This is a genomic window from Streptomyces sp. NPDC052687 (assembly GCF_040678395.1).
In the GTDB taxonomy this organism is placed as follows: Bacteria; Actinomycetota; Actinomycetes; order Streptomycetales; family Streptomycetaceae; genus Streptomyces.
Window position 1 is genome coordinate 402,048 of sequence record NZ_JBFATR010000002.1, and the last position, 18,891, is coordinate 420,938.

16 protein-coding genes and 1 rRNA gene are annotated in these 18,891 nt (G+C 73.1%); 13 read left to right on the top strand and 4 right to left on the bottom strand.

Annotated features, from left to right (window positions below; all coding sequences use genetic code 11):
* Positions 1-343: 343 nt before the first annotated feature.
* The gene (locus AB0K92_RS04695) at positions 344-2,071 is read left to right on the top strand and encodes a hypothetical protein (protein WP_365919354.1); all 1,728 of its coding nucleotides are present in this window, start codon (positions 344-346) and stop codon (positions 2,069-2,071) included.
* Positions 2,072-2,174: 103 nt separating this feature from the next.
* Here AB0K92_RS04695 and AB0K92_RS04700 read toward each other — a convergent pair whose 3' ends face one another.
* Positions 2,175-3,071 (bottom strand): hypothetical protein, encoded by an 897-nt coding sequence (locus AB0K92_RS04700; RefSeq protein ID WP_365919356.1) that lies wholly within the window; start codon positions 3,069-3,071, stop codon positions 2,175-2,177.
* Positions 3,072-3,175: 104 nt separating this feature from the next.
* Here AB0K92_RS04700 and AB0K92_RS04705 point away from each other — a divergent pair, with 104 nt between their 5' ends.
* From AB0K92_RS04705 to ilvD, 4 genes are all read left to right on the top strand, one after another.
* Positions 3,176-4,138, top strand: a complete 963-nt coding sequence (locus AB0K92_RS04705; protein ID WP_365919358.1) for a Ppx/GppA phosphatase family protein — start codon at positions 3,176-3,178, stop codon at positions 4,136-4,138.
* A 370-nt stretch (positions 4,139-4,508) separates the two neighbouring features.
* Positions 4,509-5,333: a sugar phosphate isomerase/epimerase gene (locus tag AB0K92_RS04710; RefSeq protein ID WP_365919360.1), complete on the top strand. Its 825-nt coding sequence runs from the start codon at positions 4,509-4,511 to the stop codon at positions 5,331-5,333.
* Positions 5,330-5,944: a TetR family transcriptional regulator gene (locus AB0K92_RS04715; RefSeq protein ID WP_365919362.1), complete on the top strand. Its 615-nt coding sequence runs from the start codon at positions 5,330-5,332 to the stop codon at positions 5,942-5,944. The genes AB0K92_RS04710 and AB0K92_RS04715 overlap by 4 nt, the downstream gene beginning before the upstream one ends.
* A 146-nt stretch (positions 5,945-6,090) precedes the next feature.
* Positions 6,091-7,944, top strand: coding sequence for a dihydroxy-acid dehydratase (gene ilvD, locus AB0K92_RS04720; protein WP_166001153.1), 1,854 nt, complete (start codon positions 6,091-6,093; stop codon positions 7,942-7,944).
* A 182-nt stretch (positions 7,945-8,126) separates the two neighbouring features.
* Here ilvD and AB0K92_RS04725 read toward each other — a convergent pair whose 3' ends face one another.
* The gene (locus tag AB0K92_RS04725; RefSeq protein ID WP_365919364.1) at positions 8,127-10,427 is read right to left on the bottom strand and encodes a serine/threonine-protein kinase; all 2,301 of its coding nucleotides are present in this window, start codon (positions 10,425-10,427) and stop codon (positions 8,127-8,129) included.
* Between the two features lie 186 nt (positions 10,428-10,613).
* Between AB0K92_RS04725 and AB0K92_RS04730 the strand changes: the two genes are divergently transcribed.
* The 6 genes from AB0K92_RS04730 (at position 10,614) to proC (ending at position 15,317) form a co-directional block, all read left to right on the top strand.
* Positions 10,614-10,994 (top strand): SH3 domain-containing protein, encoded by a 381-nt coding sequence (locus AB0K92_RS04730; protein ID WP_365919366.1) that lies wholly within the window; start codon positions 10,614-10,616, stop codon positions 10,992-10,994.
* 149 nt (positions 10,995-11,143) lie between these two features.
* The gene (locus AB0K92_RS04735) at positions 11,144-11,683 is read left to right on the top strand and encodes an EamA/RhaT family transporter (protein WP_365919368.1); all 540 of its coding nucleotides are present in this window, start codon (positions 11,144-11,146) and stop codon (positions 11,681-11,683) included.
* Between the two features lie 204 nt (positions 11,684-11,887).
* Positions 11,888-12,694 carry a class I SAM-dependent methyltransferase gene (locus tag AB0K92_RS04740; RefSeq protein WP_365919370.1) on the top strand — a complete coding sequence of 269 codons (807 nt, stop codon included), beginning with the start codon at positions 11,888-11,890 and terminating at the stop codon, positions 12,692-12,694.
* A gap of 64 nt (positions 12,695-12,758) precedes the next feature.
* Positions 12,759-13,628 carry an ABC transporter ATP-binding protein gene (locus AB0K92_RS04745; protein ID WP_365919372.1) on the top strand — a complete coding sequence of 290 codons (870 nt, stop codon included), beginning with the start codon at positions 12,759-12,761 and terminating at the stop codon, positions 13,626-13,628.
* Positions 13,625-14,410 carry an ABC transporter permease gene (locus AB0K92_RS04750; protein WP_365919374.1) on the top strand — a complete coding sequence of 262 codons (786 nt, stop codon included), beginning with the start codon at positions 13,625-13,627 and terminating at the stop codon, positions 14,408-14,410. Before AB0K92_RS04745 ends, AB0K92_RS04750 begins: the two co-directional genes overlap by 4 nt.
* A gap of 94 nt (positions 14,411-14,504) precedes the next feature.
* Entirely contained in the window at positions 14,505-15,317 is an 813-nt protein-coding gene (gene proC, locus AB0K92_RS04755; RefSeq protein ID WP_166001166.1) for a pyrroline-5-carboxylate reductase, read from the top strand.
* A gap of 31 nt (positions 15,318-15,348) precedes the next feature.
* On the opposite strand, the gene AB0K92_RS04760 is transcribed toward proC, so the two are convergent.
* Positions 15,349-15,933 (bottom strand): cysteine hydrolase family protein, encoded by a 585-nt coding sequence (locus AB0K92_RS04760; protein ID WP_365919376.1) that lies wholly within the window; start codon positions 15,931-15,933, stop codon positions 15,349-15,351.
* Positions 15,934-16,008: 75 nt separating this feature from the next.
* Here AB0K92_RS04760 and AB0K92_RS04765 point away from each other — a divergent pair, with 75 nt between their 5' ends.
* Positions 16,009-17,016 carry a helix-turn-helix domain-containing protein gene (locus AB0K92_RS04765; RefSeq protein WP_365919378.1) on the top strand — a complete coding sequence of 336 codons (1,008 nt, stop codon included), beginning with the start codon at positions 16,009-16,011 and terminating at the stop codon, positions 17,014-17,016.
* Here AB0K92_RS04765 and trpS read toward each other — a convergent pair.
* Complete coding sequence (gene trpS, locus AB0K92_RS04770; protein WP_365919380.1) at positions 16,938-17,981, bottom strand: tryptophan--tRNA ligase; 1,044 nt, start codon at positions 17,979-17,981, stop codon at positions 16,938-16,940. The two genes, AB0K92_RS04765 and trpS, sit on opposite strands and share 79 nt — an antisense overlap.
* Before the next feature lie 826 nt (positions 17,982-18,807).
* Between trpS and AB0K92_RS04775 the strand changes: the two genes are divergently transcribed.
* Positions 18,808-18,891: ribosomal RNA gene (locus AB0K92_RS04775) — 16S ribosomal RNA — on the top strand; the annotation flags it as partial.

Sequence of the window (18,891 nt, forward strand, 5' to 3'; positions counted from 1 at the left end):
CCGACCACGGCCCGCCACGGGCCCGCCGACCACACCCCGCCACCGGCCCGTCGGCCACGGCCCGCCACGGGTCCGCATCACCCGCGCCGCCACCGCTCGGCACCCGCCCGCGCCGCCACCAGCCCACACCGCCCGCGCCGCAGCCGCCACCGGCCCACACTTACCGCACCGCGTGACCGCCCCGCCGGACGGCCCGCCCCTCGCCCGCCCCGCACCCGGAATCAGCCGTAATCGGCCAGGGGGCGGACGTTCCTGTCCCCTTATGAGGGATCGTTTCACCCGTACGGATTAAAAGTGCTCAAGGGGGCAGAAGGGTCCTTCCCCGGCCGCCTACGGTCGCCGGGTGATGAGCAGCAGCCCGGAGACCTCGACCCGCAGCCCCGCCGCGCACCGGGGGCACCGCGAGGCGCGTGACCGCGCTGCGGCGCGCACGCTCGCGCACCGCCCGCCCGCCCGTTACGAGCCCTACCTCGACGGGCTGTTCACCTACTGCCTCTCCGTACTCTGCGACCACGACGCCGCCACCGCCGCCCTCGGCGAGGTGCTGTCCGTCGCCGAGCGGCGCGGCCAGCGCGCCCCCGAAGCGGCCGGGGACCGCCGCGCCTGGCTGTACGCGCTGGCCCGCTGGGCCTGTCTGCGCAAGCTGGCCGAGGCCAAGCAGAAACGTCAGGCCACCCACGCGGCGGGCCGCCACAGCCCCGCGCGCCGGCGCACCGCGCCGCCCGCCGCGCCCTCGGTCTCCGAGGAGGTCGAGGAGCGGCGCCGGCGTGAACTGGCCCTGCTCGCCTGGCCGGAGGCGGCCGGAACCACCCCGGAGCAGCGCGAGGCGCTGGAACTGGCCGTACGCCATCACCTGGCCGCCCACGAGGTCGCCGCCGTGCTCGGCATGGACGCCGCCGCCGCCCGCGAACTGCTGGCCGCGGCCGCCTGCGAGGTGGAGCGCACCCGCGCGGCCCTCGCCGTCGTGGAGAGCGGCAGCTGCCCCGGCGTCGCCCACCTCACCGGCGACCGCCGCCTCGTGCTCAGCCCGGCCGTGCGCCGTGAGCTGGTCCGGCACGTCGACGACTGCCCGCGCTGCCGCCGCGGCGCCCAGCGCGCGGTCCCCGGCCGCTGGCCCGGCGCCACCGTCACCCCCGCCGCGCTGCCCGTCCTGGAGGCGCCCCGCGCGGCCCTGCACATGGCGATGGCGCACCACCCGCGCGTGCGGGGAGCCGCCGCGCCCCGCTTCGACCGGCGCGGCTTCCCGATGGATCCCAAGGACCGCGCCGCCCGCCGCGACCGCCTGCGCGCGCGTGCCGTCACCACGACCGTCGTCGCCACCGTCGTCGCCGCCCCCGTGATCGCGCTGTGGTCCGCCTACCGGGGCGCCCCCTTCACGGGCGAGGACGAGGGCCGCGGCGCCACCGCCAGCCGCGACGACGGCGTCGGCGGCCTGGCCGGCGAGGCGGCGGGCGGCGGCTACGAGAGCGCCGGCAACGCCGGCACCCGTCCCGGCGGACGCCTCGCCGACGGCGAGACCGATGTCTCCGTCGAGGTCGTCAGCGTCGCCGGAACCGGCGAGAAGGGTGCCGGACAGCTGGAGGTCACCGCCGCCAACAGCGGCGACACCACCCTCGTCACGCTCACCGCCACCGGCCACTCCCCGGTGCGCTGGTCCGCCTCCACGCGCGCGCCCTGGCTCTACTTCAGCCAGTCCTCGGGCACCCTGCGCCCCGGCGAGTCGGTCACCGTCAAGGTCTACGTCGACCCGCTGCGCGAGCCCTCCGGGCGCTGGACCGCGCGGGTGGCCGTCTCACCGGCCGGCGCCGTCGTCACGATCGCGGGCTACGGCACCGCGCCCGCGCCGTCCGACCCCGGTCCGGGCCCGGTGCCGAGCACGCCCGCCGGCCCGCCGCCGTCGTCCGGTCCCGACCCGACGCCCACGCCCACCGTGCCCACGGACCCGCCGTCCAGCAGCCCGCCCCCCGCGCCCGACCCGACGCCCACGCCCGGCGCGACCACCCCGTCCGGCCCCGCCGGCACACCGCCGCCGTCCGGCGGAAGCGGCGACCCGAGCCCGGCCACGTCCTGACCCGCGCCCGCGTCCACCCCCACGTCCGCCGCCGCGTCCGCTCGGGCCCGCGTGCCTGCCCGCGTCAGGTCACCGGGTCCGCGTCAGTCCACGGGGTTGCGCGTCACTCCACGGGGCTCGCGCCAATCACCGGGTCCGCCGGGTGCGGTGCCACCAGCGGCAGCTGCGAGGCCAGCCGCTGCTCGCACAGCTCGACCAGCCGGTCGTAGCCCGCCTTGCCCATCAGCTCGGTCAGCTCCGCGCGGTACGAGACGTACACCGGCTCGCCCGCGCCGTGCGCCGAGGTCGCCGACGTGCACCACCAGTGCAGATCGTGGCCGCCCGGACCCCAGCCCCGGCGGTCGTACTCGCCGATCGACACCTGGAGCACCCGGGTGTCGTCGGGCCGGTCGATCCAGTCGTAGGTCCGGCGGACCGGCAGCTGCCAGCAGACGTCCGGCTTGGTCTCCAGCGGCTCGCGCCCCTCCTTCAGGGCCAGGATGTGCAGCGAGCAGCCCGCGCCGCCCGGGAAGCCCGGCCGGTTCTGGAAGATGCACGAGCCCTGGTACGGGCGGGTCTGCCGGGAGCCCTCGTCGTCCTCGGAGATCCAGCCCGTCTGCGTCCCGACGTCGTGGTGCTGCCAGATCTCCGGGGTGAGCCTCGCCACATGCCCGGCGACCCGCTTCTCGTCGTCCTCGTCGGAGAAGTGCGCGCCCAGCGTGCAGCAGCCGTCGTCCGCGCGGCCCGCCTGGATGCCCTGGCAGCCGCTTCCGAAGATGCAGTTCCAGCGAGAGGTCAGCCAGGTCAGATCACAGCGGAAGACCTGCTCGTCGTCCGCCGGATCGGGGAACTCCACCCACGCGCGGGCGAAATCGAGGCCCTTCTCGTCGTCCGCCGGGGCCGGAACCGGCATCGTCAGGGAGTCCTTCGATGCTGTCGCCTGCGAAGGACCCAGGACCTTTTTGTCCTTCTTGGACTTCTTGGTCGCCTTTTCGTCCTTCGCCTTTTTCGTCTTTGGCACGGGACCAGGGTAAGTCGCCGGGAGCGGCCGCCGGGACCTCCGCCGCCGGATCCGGGGCGGTACCGGGGGCGGCCGGCGGCCCGGCGCGCAGTAGCGTTCCGTACATGAGACTCGGTGTCCTCGACGTGGGATCGAACACGGTGCACCTACTGGTGGTGGACGCGCACCCCGGTGCCCGGCCGCTGCCCGCGCACTCGCACAAGGTGGATCTGCGCCTCGCCCAGCTTCTCGACGACCGCGGCGCCATCGGCCGCGACGGAGTCGACAAGCTGATCGCCGTGATCCACGACGCGCTCCAGGCCGCCGAGGACAAGGGCGTCGAGGAACTGCTGCCGTTCGCGACCTCCGCCGTCCGCGAGGCCGGCAACGCCGACGACGTCCTCCAGCGCGTCAAGGACGAGACCGGCGTCGAGCTCCAGGTCCTCAGCGGCGCGGAGGAGGCCCGGCTGACCTTCCTCGCCGCCCGCCGCTGGTTCGGCTGGTCGGCCGGGAAGCTGCTGGTCCTGGACATCGGCGGCGGCTCGCTGGAGATCGCCTACGGCATCGACGAGGAACCCGACGCGGCCGTCTCCCTCCCGCTCGGCGCCGGCCGGCTCACCTCCGCCTGGCTCCCCGGTGACCCGCCCGACCCCGCCGACGTCCGCGCGCTGCGCCGCCACGCGCGCGCCCGGATCGCCCGTACGGTCGGTGAGTTCGCCCGCTTCGGCGCCCCCGACCACGTCGTCGCCACCTCGAAGACCTTCAAGCAGCTCGCCCGCATCGGCGGCGCCGCCCGCTCCGCCGAGGGCCTCTACGTCCAGCGCGAGCTGAAGCGGTCCTCCCTGGAGTCCTGGGTGCCCCGCCTCGCCGCCATGACCACAGCGGAGCGCGCCGAACTGCCCGGCGTCTCCGAAGGCCGCGCGGCCCAGCTGCTCGCCGGCGCGCTCGTGGCCGAGGGCGCGATGGACCTCTTCGGCGTGGAGACCCTGGAGATCTGCCCCTGGGCCCTCCGCGAGGGCATCATCCTGCGCCGCCTGGACCACATGCCGGGGGCCGGGGACAGGGTGACGACGGCCACGCGCGCGTAGGCCGCCGCCGGGCCGGAAGGGTGCGGAGACCGCCGGGCCGGAAGGGTGCGGAGACCGCCGGGCCGGAAGGGTGCGGAGACCGCCGGGTCGGAAGGGCGTAAGCAGGCCTCATGGCGGGAGGGCGTAAGCAGGCCTCCGGGAAGGGCACGTAGCCCTTCGGGCCGGAAGGGCACGGAGGCCTCCAGGCCGGACCGGAGGCGTAAGTCACAGCCCGCAGGGGGCGTAAGTCACCGGGCCCGGAGGGGCGTGAGCCACCGGGCGAAAGCGCGCGAACCACCCCCACGCGCGTGGCCGATTGCCGTCGGTCGCGAAGGCAGCGCACCGGCCACCCGCACCCCGGTGCCCAGCGGCGCCCCGTACCCTGTCCTTCGTGGCAGAACCAGTGGTGCGCATCCCGGATGCGAAGGTCGCCCTGTCGACGGCCTCGGTCTATCCGGAGTCGACGGCGACGGCCTTCGAGATCGCCGCGCGCCTCGGGTACGACGGCGTCGAGGTCATGGTGTGGAACGACCCCGTCAGCCAGGACCTCGAGGCACTGCGCCGGCTCAGCGACTACCACCACGTCCCGATCCTCGCCGTCCACGCCCCGTGCCTGCTCATCACCCAGCGCGTGTGGTCCACCGACCCCTGGGTCAAGCTCCAGCGCGCCCGCGCGGCCGCCGAGAAGCTCGGCGCGAGCACCGTCGTCGTCCACCCGCCGTTCCGCTGGCAGCGCCAGTACGCCCGGGACTTCGTCGCCGGAATCTGGCGGATGGCGGACGAGACGGATGTGCGGTTCGCCGTCGAGAACATGTACCCCTGGCGCTACCGCGACCGCGAGATGCTGGCGTACGCCCCCGACTGGGACGTGACCAAGGACGACTACCGCCACTTCACGATCGACCTCAGCCACACGGCGACCGCCCGCACCGACGCGCTCCAGATGATCGACCGCATGGGCGACCGTCTCGGCCACATCCACCTCGCCGACGGCAACGGCTCCGCCAAGGACGAGCACCTGGTCCCCGGCCGCGGCACCCAGCCCTGCGCCGAGGTGCTGGAACGACTCGCCCACACCGGCTTCGACGGCCACGTCGTCATCGAGGTCAACACCCGCCGCGCCATGTCCAGCGCCGAACGCGAGGCCGACCTCGCCGAGGCCCTGGCCTTCACCCGCCTCCACCTGGCCTCCGCCGCGCGGGTGCCCCGGCGATGACCGGCCCGACCGCGCGCCGCCGCGGCCGCCCTCGCCGTACGGAGGCCGGTGCGGCGGGCGACACCCGCGAGCGCATCCTGACCGCGGCCCGCGAGGAGTTCTCCGAACGCGGTTACGCGAAGACCTCCGTACGGGGCATCGCCAAGGCCGCCGGCGTCGACTCGGCGCTGGTGCACCACTACTTCGGCACGAAGGAGCAGGTCTTCCAGGCCGCGGTGGAGACCGTCTTCGCGCCCGCCCTGAGCGCCCCCGACGTGATCTTCGAAGGGCCGGCCGACGAGGTCGGCGAGCGGTTCGCGCGGTTCCTGTTCGGGATCTGGGAGAACCCGGTGACCCGCACGCCCCTGCTCGCCGTCCTGCGGTCCGCCGTCGACAACGAGGCGGCCGCCGCCGTCTTCCGCCGCCTCGTCGCCGGCCAGCTGCTGCGCCGCGTCGCCGCCCGGCTCGGCCTGCCGGACGCCGAGCTGCGCGCGGAGCTGGCCGCCGCGCAGCTGGTCGGCGTCGCCATGCTGCGCTACGTGATCAAGCTGGAGCCGCTGGCCTCGACCGACGTCGAGGCGATCGTCGAACGGGTCGCGCCGGTCGTGCAGGGGCACCTCACCAACCCCTGACCGGCGAGGTCGCCGCCCCCTCCGAGCCGCTGCTTCCTGAGACGCCCGTCCGTATTCCGGACAGTCCGCCCGGCCTGTCGTACCCCCGGCGTACGCTCGACTCAGTCAGAACTTTCTGACGGAAATCGTTGAAGGAGCGAGCGACGATGCCCGAGCTGAGGTCCCGCACAGTCACCCACGGCCGCAACATGGCGGGCGCCCGCGCCCTTATGCGCGCCTCCGGTGTACCGGGTGCGGACATCGGCCGGAAGCCCATCATCGCGGTCGCCAACAGCTTCACCGAGTTCGTGCCGGGCCACACCCACCTCCAGCCGGTCGGCCGGATCGTCAGCGAGGCGATCAAGGAGGCGGGCGGCATCCCGCGCGAGTTCAACACCATCGCCGTCGACGACGGCATCGCCATGGGCCACGGCGGCATGCTCTACAGCCTGCCGTCCCGCGACCTGATCGCCGACAGCGTGGAGTACATGGTGGAGGCGCACTGCGCCGACGCCCTGGTCTGCATCTCCAACTGCGACAAGATCACCCCGGGCATGCTGATGGCCGCCCTGCGCCTCAACATCCCCGCGGTCTTCGTCTCCGGCGGCCCCATGGAGGCCGGCCGCGCCACCCTGGTCGACGGCACGGTCCGCACCCTCGACCTGGTCGACGCGATCTCCGACGCCGTGAACGACAAGATCTCGGACGAGGACATCCTCCGCATCGAGGAGAACGCCTGTCCGACCTGCGGCTCCTGTTCCGGCATGTTCACCGCCAACTCGATGAACTGCCTCACCGAGGCCATCGGCCTCTCCCTCCCCGGCAACGGCTCGGTCCTGGCCACCCACACCGCCCGCCGCGCGCTCTACGAGAACGCCGCCCGCACGGTCATGGACATCACCCGCCGGTACTACGAGCAGGACGACGACTCGGTCCTGCCCCGCAACATCGCCACCTTCGCCGCCTTCGAGAACGCGATGGCCCTGGACATCGCGATGGGCGGCTCCACCAACACGATCCTCCACCTGCTGGCCGCCGCCCAGGAGGCCGGCGTCCCGTTCGGCCTGGAGGAGATCGACGCCGTCTCGCGCCGCGTCCCGTGCCTGGCGAAGGTCGCCCCCAACGTCGCCAAGAACCGCACGTACTACATGGAGGACGTGCACCGCGCGGGCGGCATCCCCGCCCTGCTCGGCGAACTCCACCGCGCGGGCCTGCTCAACGAGGACGTCCACGCCGTCCACAGCCCCTCCCTCGCCGACTGGCTGAAGACCTGGGACGTGCGCGGCGGCTCCCCGTCCCCCGAGGCCGTCGAACTGTGGCACGCGGCCCCCGGCTGCGTCCGCTCCGCCGAGGCGTTCTCCCAGTCCGAGCGCTGGGAGGAGCTGGACACCGACGCCGAGAACGGCTGCATCCGCTCCGCCGAGCACGCCTACTCCAAGGACGGCGGCCTCGCGGTCCTCAAGGGCAACCTCGCCGTCGACGGCTGCGTGGTGAAGACCGCCGGCGTCGACGAGTCGATCTGGACCTTCGAGGGGCCCGCCGTCGTCTGCGAGTCGCAGGAGGAGGCCGTCGAGAAGATCCTGAACAAGCAGGTCACCGACGGCGACGTGGTCGTCATCCGCTACGAGGGTCCCAAGGGCGGCCCCGGCATGCAGGAGATGCTCTACCCGACGTCCTTCCTCAAGGGCCGCGGCCTCGGCAAGACCTGCGCGCTGATCACCGACGGCCGCTTCTCCGGCGGCACCTCCGGCCTCTCCATCGGCCATGCCTCCCCGGAGGCGGCCTCCGGCGGCACCATCGCCCTCGTCGAGGACGGCGACCGCATCCGCATCGACATCCCGAACCGCTCCATCGAGCTGCTGGTCGACGACGCCGAACTGGCCCGCCGCGAGCAGGCCCTGAACGGCGTCTACGCCCCGAAGAACCGCGACCGCAAGGTCTCGGCCGCACTGCGCGCCTACGCCGCGATGGCCACCAGCGCGGACAAGGGCGCCGTCCGGGACGTCAGCAAGCTCGGCTGACCCCCGCCCACGCCTCCGAAGCGGCCGCCTCCACGCACGAGCCGGCCGCTTCGGTCGTAGGGCGGTTTGGTGGCTTGGCGTACGGGGTGGCTTGGCGGCGCGGGGGCACGCGGTGGCTCGGCCGGCACCCGGCGGTACGGCCGCACACGGCGGTACGGCGGCGTGGGGCGGCCCGCGGTGGCTCACCAGGCGCCCGGGTGCCGCCCGTCCACGCCGAAGACCGTGCCGTCCGGCGCCGCGGCGTACACCCGCGTGCCCACCAGCACCGGCGCGGGCACCTCACCGGCGACCTTGTCGGAGTCCGCGCCCAGCCGCGCGGGTGTCTCCCCGACCAGCTTCCCGGTCCGGGCGTCCACGGCGATCAGCCGCCCGTCGGCGGCGGTGAAGTACACCAGCCGCCCGTCGGCGACCGGCGCCGAGCCCCGGCTCACCGACGTCTCCAGGTGCCACAGCCGCTCCCCGCGCGCCAGGTCGAACGCCTCCAGCGAGCCGCCGGCCGCCAGCAGGTACACCACGTCACCGTGCACGGTCGCCTGCGTGTCCTGCCGCGGCACCGGCAACGCCACCCGGTCCGCCGCGCGGGAGTGCGGGTCGTACCGTACGACGGCGTCCGTGTCGCCGTAGACGGAGTCGAAGGCGGTGAAGTACACGGCCCGCGGGCGCGAGCCCCCCGGACCCGTGCCGACCGGCTTCACCGCGCCCTCCAACTCGGCCGTCCAGCGCACCTCCCCGGTCGCCGGGTTCACCGCGCTGACGCGCGTACCCGTGCCGTCGCCCGTCGGGGCGGCGGTGTAGGCCAGCGGGTCCCCGGCGAAGGCCACGAAGGCAGGCATCGCGTGGCCCGGAATCCGCCGGCTCCACCGATTCTCGCCGGTCGCGGCGTCCACCCCGGTGACCGTGCCGTCCGCGCGGGTGAGCAGCAGCGTGTCCCCGGCGTACCGCGTCGCGGACTGCCGCGGCAGGTCGCGGTGCCAGACCTCCGCACCGGAGGCGGGGTCGAGCGCGGCGAGCCGCCGGCCGCCGTCCGGGTCGGGCTGCACCAGACCGCCCGAGACGACGGGCGGCCCGCTCGTCGGGCCGGTCGCGGCGGAACGCGTCCACGCGCGCGTGCCGTCGGCCGGGTCGAGCGCGAAGACCTGCCCAGGCCGGGAGCACACCAGCAGGCCCGCGCCGTACGCGCACTGCGGCACGGCCCCGCCCCGCGCCGCGGGCTTCGCCGCCCAGGCGCTGAACGCCGTCCGGGGCGAGGCGTCCTGCGGTGCTCCGCCCGCCTCGCCGAACGCCCGCACGGACGCCAGCGCACCGCCGACGAGGACGGCGGCGGCGAGCCCGGCGAGCACGAGGCGCCGCCGCCCGGCCCACGCGCGGACACGCCCTCGCGCTCCGGCACCCCGCGCTCCAGCACCCCGCACCCCGGCATCCTGGCCGCCGGCGCCGTGGCCACCGGCGCCCGCCGGCACACCGGCACCGGCCTTCGCCTCGGCGCCGGAGGCCCCGCCGGCACGCCCGCCACCGGCATCCCCGGCCGCGGAACCCTCGGCCGCGGGACCCTCGGCCGAGGCGGCACCGACCGCCGCACCCTCGGCCGCGCCGGCCCCGCCCTCCGCCGCCTCCGCGACCCGCTGCGCCGGTATGAACGCCTGCGTGTCGTACGACGCCGCGACCGACCGCAGCTCCCGCATCAACTCGTCCGGCGTGGGCCGCTCCTCCGGTTCCTTCGCCAGACACCGCAGCACCAGCGGCGCGAGCCCCTCCGGTACGCCCGCCAGATCCGGCTCATCATGCACGACCTGGTAGGCGACGACATAGGGGCTGTCGGAGTCGAACGGCCCGCGCCCCGTCGCCGCGTGCACCATCACCGAGCCCAGCGCGAAGATGTCGGCGGCGGGCCCCACCTCGCGCGGCCGCCGGAACTGCTCCGGCGCCATGAACGGCGGCGTACCGATCAACTTCCCGGTCTCGGTGCGCAGTTCGCTGTCCTTCGGCCGGGAGATGCCGAAGTCGATGACCTTCGGCCCGTCCTCGGCGAGCAGCACGTTGCTCGGCTTGAGATCCCGGTGCACGACCCCCACCCGGTGGATGTCGCGCAGCGCCTCCGCCAGCCCCGCCATCAGCCGGCGCAACTGGGCCGCGGGCATGGGCCCGTTCCGCTTCACTTCCTCGGACAGGGTGGGGCCGGGAATGAACAGCGTGGCCATCCAGGGTCGTTCGGCCTCCGGATCGGCGTCGACGACGGGCGCCGTGAAGGCCCCGCTGACCCGCCGGGCCGCCGCCACCTCCTGCCGGAACCGCCCCCTGAACTCGGGATCCCTGGCGAACTCCGCGTGTACGACCTTCACCGCGAGCTTCATCCCCGAGGGGCTGCGCGCGAGATGGACGACGCCCATGCCACCGGAGCCCAGACAGGACTCCAGTCGGTAGTCACCGGCGTACTCCGGAAGTTCCGCTTCCGCGCCCGCACCGGTGTTTCGCTGTGGCGCCATGGACCACCCCCGTGCTCTTCGTCCGCGCGCGCGACGCACGGAGCCTAGTCGATGAGGCGTACGAGACCGAGGCGGCTTGCTAGCCTCCGTGTGCGAGTTGCGTACATATGTTTCGAGACGCGACCGCAGGGAATCAACGCGATCCCATGGCCGATCCGAGCCATGGGTCAACGGGGGAGGTTTTCCATGTCCGTGGACAACACGGCAGAGGCCGTCGGCGTCGCCGAGGCCGCACCGGTGGAGACGGCGGCAGAGGCCATCGGCGTCACCGAGGCCGCACCGGTCGAGACGGCGGCCGAGGCCGTCACGACGACGGCCCTGCGCTACTACCCGGTCGCCCCGGGCGTCCGGCTCAACGTCCGCAGCGGCCCCGGCACCAACTATCCGATCGTCCGCGTCCTGAACGAGGGCGCCCGCGTCCCGATCTTCTGCCAGCGCCCGGGCGAGACCGTCACCGGGCCCTACGGCACCTCGAATATCTGGGACAACATCAGCCAGGGCGAGTACGTCTCCGACGCCTACGTGAACACGGGCACCGACGGCTACGTCGCCTCCCGCTGCCTCTGACGCCACCTGGCAGCCGACGCCTGGCACCCGACACCCGGCGCCTGACGCCCGACGCCGGCAAAGACCGCCCGACGCAGGCATCAGACCGCCTGACACCCGCCTGGGAGCCCGCACCCGGCCCGTCGCCCCACGGAAGCCATAATCGACGCGTGAGCGACGAAACCGGCACCCCGACGACGACCCCCGCGGCCGCGGGCTCCCAGCCCGGCACGCCAGGCCCAAGCCCCGGCCCGGGCCCCCGCCCGGAGCCCCTCCGCTTCTTCGGCACGACCTGGCTGCACCACGACAACGGCTACGCCCTGCGCCGCGTCGCCGTCTCCGCCGGTTCCCTCGCCGCCGCCGTCGTCTCCTGCCTGGTGCTGCGCTTCGCCTACGAGGGCCTGCTCATCGCCAATACCGGCAACCTGGTGTCACTGCTGGTCGTGGGCATGTTCGCGGTGTGCAGCGCGCTCGCCTTCCGGCACACCTGGGACAGCTTCGGCAACCGCCCCGACCCCGAGCGCCAGGCCTCCCTGCGCGGCCTGCTCTCCATCGGCTTCGTCGGCTCCCTCCTCGCCTACTTCTTCCGCTCCCTCACCGAGGCCCCCGGCGAGAAGCTCCACCGCCGGGAGTACGAGGAGGCCCGCGCCCGGCACGAGAAGCGCACGTCCCGCCGCACCGGCAACCCGTCGAAGAAGCGCCGCCGCTGACGGCCGTCCCCACCCACGGGACCGGCTCTCGCGCACGCCACCGGACCGCCCGGCCTCCGCCCCACCGGACCGCCCGGCCTCCGCCCCACCGGACCGCCCGGCCTCCGCCCCACCGGACCGCCCGGCCCTCACCCCACCCGCCCGTCCGCCCCCGGGCTCACCGAAACCGCCCCCCTCGCGCACGCCCTTGGCCACCATGGCCTCATGCCGACATCGCCGTACCACTCCGCCAGGGCCCACTCCTTCAACACCGCCGCCGCCCAGTACGCCGCGAACCGCCCCTCCTACCCGCCCGTCCTCTTCGACACGATCGAGGCGATCGCCGGCCGCCCCCTCGCCGGCGCCCGGGTCGCGGACATCGGCGCCGGCACCGGAATAGCGACCGCCCTCCTGCACCGGCGCGGCGCGCACGTCGTCGCCGTGGAGCCCGGCGACGGCATGGCGGCCGAGTTCCGCCGCGCCCACCCCGCCATCCCGCTGGTCCGCGGCAACGGCAACGCCCTCCCGCTCACCGACTCCTGCGCCGACTTCGTCACCTACGCCCAGGCCTGGCACTGGACCGACCCCGCCCGCGCCCTGCCGGAGGCGTTCCGCGTGCTGCGGCCGGGCGGCGCGCTCGCGCTGTGGTGGAACCTGGAGGCCGAGGACATCCCCTGGATCGCGGAACAGACCGAACGCGTCCGACACCACTACGGCGACGACGTGATCGCCACCTGGGGCAGCCGCGGCCCCCACCGCACCAGCGCCCTCCCGGCCTTCGCCGCCGCCCTCGAAGCGACCGCCACGGGCGCCGTCCCCCACTGCGTCCGCGAGGTCGTCCGCTGGAGCCGCCGCGTCCCCGTCGACACCCATCTCGCCAACCTCGGAAGCCACTCGATCTTCCTCGTGCACGGCGCGGACCGCAGCGCCGCCTTCCTCGCCGAGGAACGCGACCACCTCCTGCGCCGCTTCCCCGACGGCACGGTCGAGGAGGTGTACGACGTGGAACTCCTGGTCACCAAGACCCCCTGACCACGCCCGGCGCCCCCTCTCACGCCGCTTGACGGGGTCCATCCCCGCGAGGATTATTCATCACATGATGAATAACCAGGCAAGGCCCCCCGACCCCACCGACCCAACCGGTCCCATCAACCGAACTCTCCACCCCGCCGAGCCCGCCGCAGACCACGCCGCCCTCCACGCGGCCGCCCCTGCGGCCGTCCACGCCGACGGCCTCACCGTCGTCCGCGGCCACCGCACCGTCCTGCACGACCTCCGCTTCACCGTCCCGCGCGGCCGGATCACCGGCCTCCTCGGCCCCTCCGGCTGCGGCAAGTCCACCCTCATACGCGCGATCGTCGGCACCCAGGCCAAGGTCACCGGCACCCTCGACGTCCTCGGCCACCCCGCCGGCCACCCCGCCCTGCGCTCCCGCATCGGCTACGTCACCCAAGCCCCCTCCGTCTACGACGACCTCACCGTCCGCCAGAACCTCGCCTACTTCGCCGCCGTCCTCACCCCCGGCCGCGCCGCCGCCGAACACCGCCACCACGACGTCGACCGGGCCATCGCCGACGTCGACCTCACCGGCCACGCCGACACCCTCGCCGGCAACCTCTCCGGCGGCCAGCGCAGCCGCGTCTCCCTCGCCGTCGCCCTCCTCGGCACCCCCGAACTCCTCGTCCTCGACGAACCGACCGTCGGCCTCGACCCCGTCCTGCGCCGCGACCTGTGGCAGCTCTTCCACGACATCGCCGCCTCCCGCGGCGCCACCCTCCTCGTCTCCTCCCACGTCATGGACGAGGCCGAGCGCTGCCACCGCCTCCTGCTCATGCGCGAGGGCCGGGTCCTCGCCGACGACACCCCCGACGCCCTGCGCACCCGCACCGGCGCCGACACCGTCGAAGCGGCCTTCCTCCACCTGGTCGACGAGGCCGCGGACCGCACGAAGGAGACCACCCGATGAGCACCACCACCGCCCCGGCGCCACCACCGGCACCCACCCGCGCCCTGAAAGCCTCCCGCACCACCGCCACCGCCGCCCGCGTCCTGCGCCAGCTCGCCCACGACCCGCGCACGATCGCGCTGATGATCCTCATCCCCTGCGTGATGCTGCTCCTGCTGCGCTACGTCTTCGACGGCAGCCCGCGCACCTTCGACACCATCGGCGCCTCGCTCCTCGGCATCTTCCCCCTGGTCACCATGTTCCTGGTGACCTCCATCGCCACCCTGCGCGAACGCACCTCGGGCACCCTCGAACGCCTCCTCGCCCTGCCCCTCGGCAAAGGCGACCTCATCGCCGGCTACGCCCTCGCCTTCGGCACCCTGGCGATCATCCAGTCCGCCCTCGCCACCGCCCTCGCCCTGTGGGCCCTAGGCCTCGACGTCACCGGCTCCCCGTGGCTGCTGCTGCTCGTCGCCCTCCTCGACGCGCTGCTCGGCACCGCCCTCGGCCTGTTCGTCTCCGCCTTCGCGGCCTCCGAGTTCCAGGCCGTCCAGTTCATGCCCGCCGTGATCTTCCCCCAGCTCCTCCTCTGCGGCCTCTTCACCCCGAGGGACGCCATGCACCCCGTCCTCGAAGCCATCTCCGGCGTACTGCCCATGTCCTACGCCGTCGACGGCATGAACCAGGTCCTGCGGCACACCGACATGACCGCCGACTTCGTCCGCGACATCCTGATCGTCGCCGGCTCCGCCCTCCTCGTCCTCACCCTCGGCGCCGCGACACTGCGCCGCCGCACCCCCTGAACGGCACGTCCGCCCACCGGACACCCGCCCCGTCCCGCACCCCCGAGTGCGAGGATGGCCCCGGACGACGCACACCCCGGAGGGCACCCCAGCCATGACCCAGAAAGTCGCAGTCCTCGGCACCGGAAAGATCGGCGAAGCCCTGCTCAGCGGAATGATCCGCGCCGGCTGGACCCCCGCCGACCTCCTGGTCACCGCCCGCCGCCCCGAGCGAGCCGAAGAACTCCGCACCCGCTACGGAGTCACCCCGGTCACCAACGCGGAAGCCGCCAAGACCGCCGACACCCTGATCCTCACGGTCAAACCGCAGGACATGGGCACCCTCCTCGACGAACTCGCCCCCCACGTCCCCGCCGACCGCCTGGTCATCAGCGGCGCCGCCGGCATCCCCACGGCCTACTTCGAGGAACGCCTCGCCCCCGGCACCCCGGTCGTCCGCGTCATGACGAACACCCCCGCCCTCGTCGACGAGGCCATGTCCGTCATCTCCGCCGGCAGCCACGCCACCGCCGACCACCTCGCCCACACCGAGGAGATCTTCGGCGCCGTCGGCAAGACGCTCCGCGTCCCCGAGTCCCAGCAGGACGCCTGCACCGCCCTCTCCGGCTCCGGCCCGGCCTACTTCTTCTACCTGGTCGAAGCCATGACCGACGCCGGCATCCTCCTCGGCCTGCCCCGCGACAAGGCCCACGACCTGATCGTCCAGTCCGCGATCGGCGCCGCCACCATGCTCCGCGACAGCGGCGAACACCCCGTCAAACTCCGCGAGAACGTCACCTCCCCGGCCGGCACCACCATCAACGCCATCCGCGAGCTGGAGAACCACGGCGTCCGCGCCGCCCTCATCGCCGCCCTCGAAGCCGCCCGCGACCGCAGCCGCGAACTCGCCTCCGGCAACAACAGCTGACCCACCCGATGACCGCCCCGCCCTGGGGCGGTCACGTCGCCGCGGCCACCACCTCCCGCGTCAGCACCACCCGCGCGAACCCGTCCCCGTGCAGCGACACCGCCGACGCCTGCCCCAGCTCGTCCGCGCTCTTGCGCCACCCGAACGGCCCGGCCAGATCGAAGGTGTGCGTCGCGTCGTACGCCACCACCACGTCGTAGCCCAGGTTCCCGCCCATCCGCGCCGTCGTCTCGACGCACAGGTTCGTCTGGATCCCGGTCACCACGAGCTGCCCGACCCCTGCCGCCTTCAGCCAGGCGTCCAGATCCGGCGTCCCGTAGAAGGCCGAGTTCACGGTCTTCGACACCAACAGCTCACTCCCGGCCCCCTTCCCACGCCGCTCCGCCACGTACTCCTTGAAGTCGTTGCCCTCCTGCCCCGGCCGCAGCGGCGACCGCGGATTCACCGAGTCATGCCGTACGAAGACGACCGGCCGCCCCGTCACCTGCCAGGCGTCGATGAGCGAGGCGATGTTCTCGTCGGCCGCCGGATTGTTCCGCGGCCCCCAGAACCCGGACTCCTCGAAGCCCTTCTGCACATCCACGACCAGCAGCGCTGCGTTCTTCGCGATCTCCATGCCCAGAAGCATGGCGCTCGCCCACCACCCGCCCCAGAGGCACGGAAGTCATCGATCGATGGTTTACTGCCACCCATGTACCGCGTGGCCATGGTCGCCTTCCCCGGCATCCGCGCCTTCGACGTCTCCGTCATCACCGAGGTCTGGGGCACCGACCGCACCGACCGCGGCGTCCCGGCCTTCGACCTGCGCCGCGTCGCCACGGACACCACCACCCCCGTCCCCCTGCGCGGCGGTCTCTCCCTCCTCCCCGACCGCACTCTCACCTGGCTGTCCCGGGCCGACCTCATCCTGATCCCGGGCCTCGACGACCACATCACCCCCGCACCCACCCCCGTCCTCGACGCCCTGCGCCGCGCCCACGCCCGCGGCACCACCCTCGCCGCCCTCTGCGGCGGCGCCTTCACCCTCGCCCAGGCCGGCCTCCTCGACGGCCGCCGCGCCATCACCCACTGGGCACTCGTCGACATCCTCCGCACCCGGCACCCACGCGTCACGGTCGTCCCCGACGCCCTGTTCATCGAGGACGACAACATCTGGACCGCGGCCGGCACCGCCGCCGGCATCGACCTCTGCCTCCACCTCGTACGCCGCGCCCACGGCGCCGAGGCCGCCGCCACCATCGCCCGCTCCATGGTCACGGCCCCCTTCCGCACCGGCACCCAGGCCCAGTTCATCGAACAGCCCACCCTCCGCACGGACCGCGACGCCGACACCCTCGCCGCCGTACGCGAACACGCCCTGCGCCATCTGCACGAACCGCTCACGGTCGCCGACCTCGCCGCCCGTGCGGGCATGTCACCGCGCACCTTCGCCCGCCGCTTCACCGCCGAGACCGGCACCACCCCCCTGCGCTGGCTCCTCGACCAGCGCATCGCCGCAGCCCAGAAACTCCTCGAACGCACCGACCTCCCCATGCCCGAGGTCGCCCGCCGCGCAGGCTTCGGCAGCGAGGTCACGATGCGCCAGCACTTCGCCTCGCGCCTCGCCACCAGCCCACGCGCCTACCGCGCCGCGTTCAGCACGGCTCCCGCCGCGGCCCCCGTATCAGCGGGGGCAGGCAGCAACCCGATCGCGCGATAAGCGGCATCCACGGTCGGCCGGGCCATCCCCCGAGCCTTCTGCGCACCATCCCTCAGCACCCCCTCCACATAGCCGGGATCCGCACACAACTCCTTGTGCCTCGCCTGTACGGGCCTCAGGAGCTCGACCACGGCCTCAGCGGTGTCCTTCTTCAAGGCGCCGTACGACTCATATACACCGCTCAGCGCCTCCGGGTTCCCACCCGTGCAAGCGGCCAGGATCTCCAGCAGATTCGCGACACCGGGCCGCGCCTCCCGGTCGTACACGACGTCCCGCCCGCTGTCCGTCACGGCCCGCATCACCTTCCTGCGCACCACGTCCGGCTCGTCGAGCAGATACACGATCCCCGGCCCGACGTCATCGCTCTTGCCCATCTTCGACGTCGGCTCCTGCAGGTTCATCACCCGCGCCGCCACCCCCGCAGCCGTGGCCCGAGGCACCACGAACGTGTGCCCGTACCGCTGGTTGAACCGCACCGCCAGATCCCGGGCCAGCTCCACATGCTGCGTCTGATCGTCCCCGACCGGCACCTCGTCGGTCCCGTACGCCAGGATGTCCGCCGCCATGAGCACCGGATACGTCAGCAGCGACAGCCGCACACTCCCGCCGCGTGCCCGCTCCCGCACGGCCTTCTCCTTGTACTGGATCATCCGCCGCATCTCGCCGTCGGTCGCCACGCACTCCAGCAGATACGACAGCCGCGCGTGCTCGTCCACATGACTCTGGACGAAAACGGTGCACTTCTCGGGATCGAGCCCCGACGCGAGCAACAGCGTCGCCGCCTGCCGGCTGAGCCGCCGCACGCGCGCCGGGTCGTGGTCCACGGTCAGTGCGTGCAGATCGACGACACAGAACAAGGCGTCCGCCTGGTGCTGGTCCACCGCGGCCCACCGCCGCATGGCCCCCAGGTAGTTCCCCAGCGTCAGATGCCCGGTCGGCTTGACCCCGCTGAAGACCCGCTTCATCTCTCCACCTCCTGGTAGGGCCGCCGCCGTCACCGACGACCGACCCTCCCGGAGGGAGATACGACTACGGCCGCCGAGGCGGCGGCCGTCGAGTGCATACGTGAGGACGGCCGCCGTCAGGCGGCCCACCACTGCTGGGTGCACGTACGCGTAGTCACGGCACCCACGATACGCGGCAGGGGCGCCTCCCGCCCCGGAGTTGACACGCCCCACACCCATCCGTAAGGTTCTCCGAGTTGTCCGACGTGAGCGCCGACTCCGGTCGGTCCCCGGACAGCCATTCCGCAAGTACCAAACCACTCTCGACGCGCAGTCGATCTGTCGTCGTGCCATTGGCGTGCGTATTTACGGAATGAGGAATCCGCGTTCGAAAGGACGCAGCCCCCGATTAGCTCGGGAGCGAGGAATCCGCTAAAGTCTCACTCGTCGGAACGGCCCAACGGCCCGGAAGACAAGCCCCTCTGACTGGGAGTCAGGCCCGAAAGGATCTGATAGAGTCGGAACCGCCGGAAAGGGAAACGCGAGAGCGGGAACCTGGAAAGCACCGAGGAAATCGGATCGAGAAAAGATCTGATAGAGTCGGAAACGCAAGACCGAAGGGAAGCGCCCGGAGGAAAGCCCGAGAGGGTGAGTACAAAGGAAGCGTCCGTTCCTTGAGAACTCAACAGCGTGCCAAAAGTCAACGCCAGATATGTTGATACCCCGTCTCCAGCATCAGCTGGGACGAGGTTCCTTTGAAAAAACACAGCGAGGACGCTGTGTGCGAGGGGACTATTCCTCCTCTCGCACCGCTCTCGTGATGTGTCAACCGGATTACCGGTAAACATTCACGGAGAGTTTGATCCTGGCTCAGGACGAACGCTGGCGGCGTGCTTAACACATGCAAGTCGAACGATGAACCACTTCGGTG

What these genes read in the sequence shown, in the direction of transcription:
- AB0K92_RS04765 (WP_365919378.1), top strand. Translation starts at nt 16,009, where the DNA reads ATGTACCGCGTGGCCATGGTCGCCTTCCCCGGCATCCGCGCCTTCGAC.
- AB0K92_RS04705 (WP_365919358.1), top strand. Translation starts at nt 3,176, where the DNA reads ATGAGACTCGGTGTCCTCGACGTGGGATCGAACACGGTGCACCTACTG.
- AB0K92_RS04740 (WP_365919370.1), top strand. Translation starts at nt 11,888, where the DNA reads ATGCCGACATCGCCGTACCACTCCGCCAGGGCCCACTCCTTCAACACC.
- proC (WP_166001166.1), top strand. Translation starts at nt 14,505, where the DNA reads ATGACCCAGAAAGTCGCAGTCCTCGGCACCGGAAAGATCGGCGAAGCC.
- AB0K92_RS04760 (WP_365919376.1), bottom strand. Translation starts at nt 15,933, where the DNA reads ATGGAGATCGCGAAGAACGCAGCGCTGCTGGTCGTGGATGTGCAGAAG.
- AB0K92_RS04750 (WP_365919374.1), top strand. Translation starts at nt 13,625, where the DNA reads ATGAGCACCACCACCGCCCCGGCGCCACCACCGGCACCCACCCGCGCC.
- ilvD (WP_166001153.1), top strand. Translation starts at nt 6,091, where the DNA reads ATGCCCGAGCTGAGGTCCCGCACAGTCACCCACGGCCGCAACATGGCG.
- AB0K92_RS04725 (WP_365919364.1), bottom strand. Translation starts at nt 10,427, where the DNA reads ATGGCGCCACAGCGAAACACCGGTGCGGGCGCGGAAGCGGAACTTCCG.
- AB0K92_RS04730 (WP_365919366.1), top strand. Translation starts at nt 10,614, where the DNA reads ATGTCCGTGGACAACACGGCAGAGGCCGTCGGCGTCGCCGAGGCCGCA.
- AB0K92_RS04745 (WP_365919372.1), top strand. Translation starts at nt 12,759, where the DNA reads ATGATGAATAACCAGGCAAGGCCCCCCGACCCCACCGACCCAACCGGT.
- trpS (WP_365919380.1), bottom strand. Translation starts at nt 17,981, where the DNA reads ATGAAGCGGGTCTTCAGCGGGGTCAAGCCGACCGGGCATCTGACGCTG.
- AB0K92_RS04715 (WP_365919362.1), top strand. Translation starts at nt 5,330, where the DNA reads ATGACCGGCCCGACCGCGCGCCGCCGCGGCCGCCCTCGCCGTACGGAG.